We start from the raw sequence: 5170 nt of genomic DNA, 5'->3' as shown, positions 1-5170 counted from the left end.
GTAAGAGCTATTTTGGCAGGGTCTATAGTGTAATAGTTCTTTTCAATGTATGCTGCATTGGGACTGCCATCCGTATTGATATCCCCTTCCAGCGTTGCTGCAGGATAGATATCCTGCTTATACTCATCGGTAAGCACCATTCTTATGTTACCCAGGTGGTCTTTAATAAAGTAATCATACACAAAGCCCGTAGGGGTATTGGGTGTGGAGGCATTGTTGTATAATGGTAGGCGAAGAAAGGATGGTATCACTAACTCTGGAACACGATACTATGGCACTAAGCATATTTTACTATCAGAAGCCCTAAAATGAAAAGAGACGGATATACCATCCATCTCTTTTATAACCTGTCCTTACAGGCTTTTATTGATCTTCAATTATTTAACTGTTCAAAATTATCCCATCACTAACTCTGGAACATTACCAGCCTCTCAAACTCCCTGTTGTTGGTACGCCACCCACATTAGCCATGCTGCATACCAACAACGGCGCTTAACATTACCCGGAATACCGGCAAGGGCAAAAGCTTTATTTCATGAGTTCATATGCTTGCGCTATATGGTGACGTTGCTGGGAAGAAAATTATAGGTCCTAATATACAAATTAAACAGCTTGTTCGCCACGTCCCCTTCAGCTTTATGCTAATCATCAACTTTTATATATGTGGGAGACGTGGCGGCGAAGAATTGGGAGACGTTGCTGGGAAGAAGTCTGAAGGCTAAGCCTACCAAACCAGCGCCAGCTTACTATGTGCTACACTCCTGCGCTAGAATGAACCACTATCTCCTTTTCTTACTCCCCAAAAACACAATTGAATCACTTTTAGCATTTATCAGTGTTAATCTGTTGTCATCAATAAAATGTTTTACCTTATTTTCACTTGCACGGCCGCCTCTTATTGCAATTTCAAAAATTGTTTTCAATATCTTATTGTTTTTTAAATCGGGATTAAAAGTATATTCTTGCCGGGTAACAGCTAATCTAATATAGGTAGCATTAATTAGAGAAGAAGGATTATCACCAGCAGCATAATAATCCTCCTCTGCTAAATTTATATCGTAAAACCCTCTCATCGGATATTTAAAGTAATAAGCTGAAGTACTATCCCTTTCCGTACTGAAAATAAAATAATACCCTGTTTTATAGGAAACGTTCCGATCTCTCTTCGACTTTCTAAGTGACAGATAAATAAAAATTGAATCAGTACTAAAATTTTGCACTCTCCCTTCAAAAACAATTTTTTCTAATTTCCAGATTGCATTGGTTAAATGTAATTCCTCATTATTAATCTTCGAAGTTTTACACGCGAAAAGAAAATGAATAAAAAAAATAAAAATTATATACCTCATATACTAAGTATTAGTTACCATATCTGTTAAAGCCTCTTTGATTCTTCGGTGTAATTGTATCCATATTTTCAATGGTTGTTTTGGAAAATCCACTTCGATTTAAAAAACGGTATAATGCGCCGGGATTCATTGATCTGAAAAAGCTGTTAATATTACCTCCCCCGGAAATTATTCCGCTTTTTCTTAATGCAGAGTATACTGAAGACGCACATCGCATCCCCCCCGCCGTGGTTCGTGTCCCACGAAACACAAAACCATCAAAACTCTTCTCTCAAATCTTTTAAAAAGTCATACTCTTTTATATCGAGTTCATAAAACCGCACCGATGAGTAGGTATAGCTTAAATAATCATTTGTCAGTTGCCAATGCTTTGCTGTAGGATTGCGATGCAGGTAGTCCAATTTCTGGTAAGCAACCTCCCGGGAATATAAATGAATGGCTAAGGGATCGCGTTGCCAGAATTCATGCAGCTTATTACTGGCACCAACGGTATACAAACTAAGCATAGCCGGATCTTCACGCAGCAAAAGCTTCCTGAATTCATGAGCCGTATATTTGAGAAAAGAGCCCTGGGCTGTTTCTTTCCCATTCATGGCATTTATACGCCATATTACATGGATGTGATTTGGCATGATCACAAAAGCGAATACATCAATCTTGCCGGCATTACTTAAATATCTGAATGAGCTAATGATAATATCTTTGTATTGGTCGCTCATTAATAATTTCATCCAGTTATTTATGGTAGCCGTCCAAAAATATATTTCACCAATGCGGATATACGACTTTCGGTGTTTTTCCTGATAATTCATAACTCACTCAATATACAAAATTCCGCCGCCTTTTCATTGGGGTTGCAGAGAGTGGCTCGTGGGACACGAACCACGGCGAAGAGAATGGCAATATAGTAGATGCTTCCGGAAAGGAATATAACACTACGGCTACGGTTCATACCCACCCTGATGGTGGCGGCCCCAGTACCTATACAGCGAATGGGTATGGTGATCTTGGATTTGCTGCTTATTCAACTCCTAACAAACCTGCATTTGTTATTCAAATGCAAGGTGGCAAAAATGATCCTATTAGTTTTATTATAGCGGCACCTAATCCGACACGAAAGGCTGCTAATTTTAATTTTCAAACTTTTCCAGTTACACGACAAATACCTTCTCTAAATGCTCAAAGCATTCAAAATTTATCTAATTCTGTAAATCTCAAACAGTTTGTAAAACAGAATAAGGATAACATAATACAACTATTAAGAAAATGAAAAGGCAATTTATTTTTTTCGTCTTAGTTATTCTTTTTAACTCTTGTAAACAAACATCAGAAGTCCCTGTTTGCAATGTCATAGAACCCCGTGCTAATATAAAGTCGTTGTTAGATTCTTTTGTAATGGTTAATGGACAAAACAATGCCGAGTATGGAATATATATTGACAAAACTTCTCCGCACGATTATGATTTAATTTTATACACAGGGAATGAACCTCTTACAAAAGAAGAAGATCGGTTAAATAATCAGTACCCCCGTCAATAAGGTGCGGACTTCCAATATTGAGTTTAAAGTGTATTCAGGTGTAGAGCATTATTTTCAGAATACATGCGACGACAAGGTGAGAAAGGAATCTGTTCCTCAAAAGGTATTAGAAAAGAATGATTACGTAGTTTTGGTTGTTAAGGATAGTGCCGGCATACTTACTACTTATAAAACCTTTGGTGCATATCCTTTTATTGCTTTACCTAAGAAAATCCCAGATAGTTTAAAATTTAATTTACCAGATAGTATATTCTGATATAAAAGCCCGGGTGTAGCCGGGCTTTTGCTTATTCAATATTTGTTATCTCAAATTCAAATCCGCTTAGCTTTTCTTCTTCTATCATTTTTCTGAAAGCTGGCGAGCAAAAGTAAATCGGCTCTGGTCGTAGCAAGCCACGTTTAACGCCTATCTTTTGTTTACTTGCAAAGAAATCATATTCCCCGATTGATTGGCTGTTTAAAACGTAAGGTTCTGACAGAAGATTTAAGCCGATTGTATCGCCTTTCGGACACTTGTAAACTTCTTTTTCAAACTTAACGGGATAGCCCCCTGATACAGTAAATTCAATACCGTTACTACCTTCTGAAAAATCCCAAGGGTCAACTCCTGCAACTGTGCGATGAGACAACTCAACTTCTGTATATGCGGTAAGTTGGTAATATTTTTCAACATTGATAGGGCTAAGCTGTAAGCCTTTTAAGTTCCTTTGCCTTGCCGCATTTACAAACTTTTCTGACACAACCACTTCGCCACCTATGGTTCTGGCAATATCCTTTTTCGGTATCGTTCCTTTTTTAAGGATTAAAGGACTTGCCTGTTTCCTGTTCGCTCCGCATATTTCACAAGCTGCCGTTTCATCATACAACGTTCCGCATTCTTCGCCTGTCGGCTCAAACACCGCTTTTATTTTTAGATGCAATAATGTAGCCGTATCTAATTCCTTCTTGCTGTATCTACGTTTGATTTGCCAACCAAAGAAAAATCCCCTGTCATACTTCTTCTTTATTTCTTCCGCAATAATTGGCACTTGGCTATATCGTGGGTCTTCCTTTGATATTTCAACCACTTTTACAGATGTTCCTAAGTTCTTGCCTTCATCTGCTTTAAAAAGCAAATGAGCATAATCGTAGTTTATTCTAAGTTCTAATACCTCTTTCATAAGTTAGATTTATTGTCCTGGTAATGGATATTTGGAATAAACCTCTTTCATTATTTCTTGAAGTCTTTGAGGGCTTGGCTTAGGAAGACCATAACCGTGTATCCGTCTAAACTCATTTGTAATTTGTTGATGGTACGCTGCATCCAACTTAATAAGGGGTCCATTTGCTGGTCCTCCTAAATATTTCGGGGTAACGTGATGCAGTTGGGTTTTCCCTGCCAATTTCGGATATGCTTGCTGTGCAGCATTTAATAAATCATCGGAATATTTAAGTCCCGTCTTAGCAGCATTTCTTATTCCTCCTGCGATAATTCCACCTGCCAATATCTTTAAACCAGCTTTGGTTGGGATTGCATCGGTTAGGTCTATGCTATTTACAGCTCCCGATGCTCTAAACCAGGTATTAATTATGATTCCCCCAGGCACCCGTACTACCCTTGCATCTACTTCCTGCAAACTTGCCTCATAAATATAAACAGAAGCATATTCCTGAGTGACGGCTCTTGCCTGAGGAATTGGAACATCAAGATCAATAGTGGTAATATGATCAATAAAATCTCCACCTTTTGTACCTGTTTGTTCAACAGAAACAATTTCACCATTTTTCTTTCTTACAGTGTATTCATTATCATAACCATCACTATTAGTTATACTTGCCAGAGCCTTTTGCCAATCCCTTTTCATCCGCTCCATCAACTCAGCTTCTCTCTCTAACGACTCGGATGTTCTTTCTCTTGCTTCCATTCCATCGGGGTCTATAAACCGTATCGGATTATCAAAACCATAATTATATGGCGACCATACCTGCATTTTATTCGCCAGTGGATCCACCGCATGCCACCTTCCAATCTGTGCATCATACATCCTTGCACCATAATCTAACCACTCCAGTCCAGAACCATCGCTGAACTCCTTACGCTGTTCTTCCTTGCCATTGTATTTGTACTTGTTTTCACTAATGCCGTTTAAAGCTTTGGAGCTTATCCCCGCCATAGTAAGTCCGAACGGATAATAATTACCATCCCCATTTTGATGCTTTTACAAAAACGTCCCCAACGCCCAGGCATCAACTCAAAGAACTACGTTACAGCCCTAAAAATAACGGTTTTTCTTTTTCAATTG

4 protein-coding genes and 1 pseudogene are annotated in these 5170 nt (G+C 38.5%); all 5 read right to left on the bottom strand.

Annotation, left to right across the window (positions count from 1 at the left end; all coding sequences use genetic code 11):
• Positions 1-251: hypothetical protein (locus DC498_RS25665; RefSeq protein WP_133176986.1), on the bottom strand; the 251-nt coding region annotated here is incomplete at its 3' end.
• A gap of 528 nt (positions 252-779) precedes the next feature.
• Positions 780-1349 carry a hypothetical protein gene (locus DC498_RS25660; protein WP_116876983.1) on the bottom strand — a complete coding sequence of 190 codons (570 nt, stop codon included), beginning with the start codon at positions 1347-1349 and terminating at the stop codon, positions 780-782.
• Positions 1350-1606: 257 nt separating this feature from the next.
• A complete protein-coding gene (locus tag DC498_RS25650; RefSeq protein WP_116876981.1) occupies positions 1607-2161 on the bottom strand; it encodes a transposase in 555 nt (184 codons plus the stop codon).
• 1014 nt (positions 2162-3175) lie between these two features.
• Positions 3176-4048: a hypothetical protein gene (locus DC498_RS25630; RefSeq protein WP_116876977.1), complete on the bottom strand. Its 873-nt coding sequence runs from the start codon at positions 4046-4048 to the stop codon at positions 3176-3178.
• 9 nt (positions 4049-4057) lie between these two features.
• A pseudogene (locus DC498_RS25625) lies at positions 4058-5050 on the bottom strand (RHS repeat-associated core domain-containing protein); the annotation flags it as partial.
• Positions 5051-5170: the final 120 nt, after the last annotated feature.

This window comes from Terrimonas sp. (genome assembly GCF_003075435.1).
Classification (GTDB): domain Bacteria; phylum Bacteroidota; class Bacteroidia; order Chitinophagales; family Chitinophagaceae; genus Agriterribacter.
The sequence above is the reverse complement of the archived record's forward strand: the minus strand, read 5'-3'. Positions and strand labels throughout refer to the sequence as shown.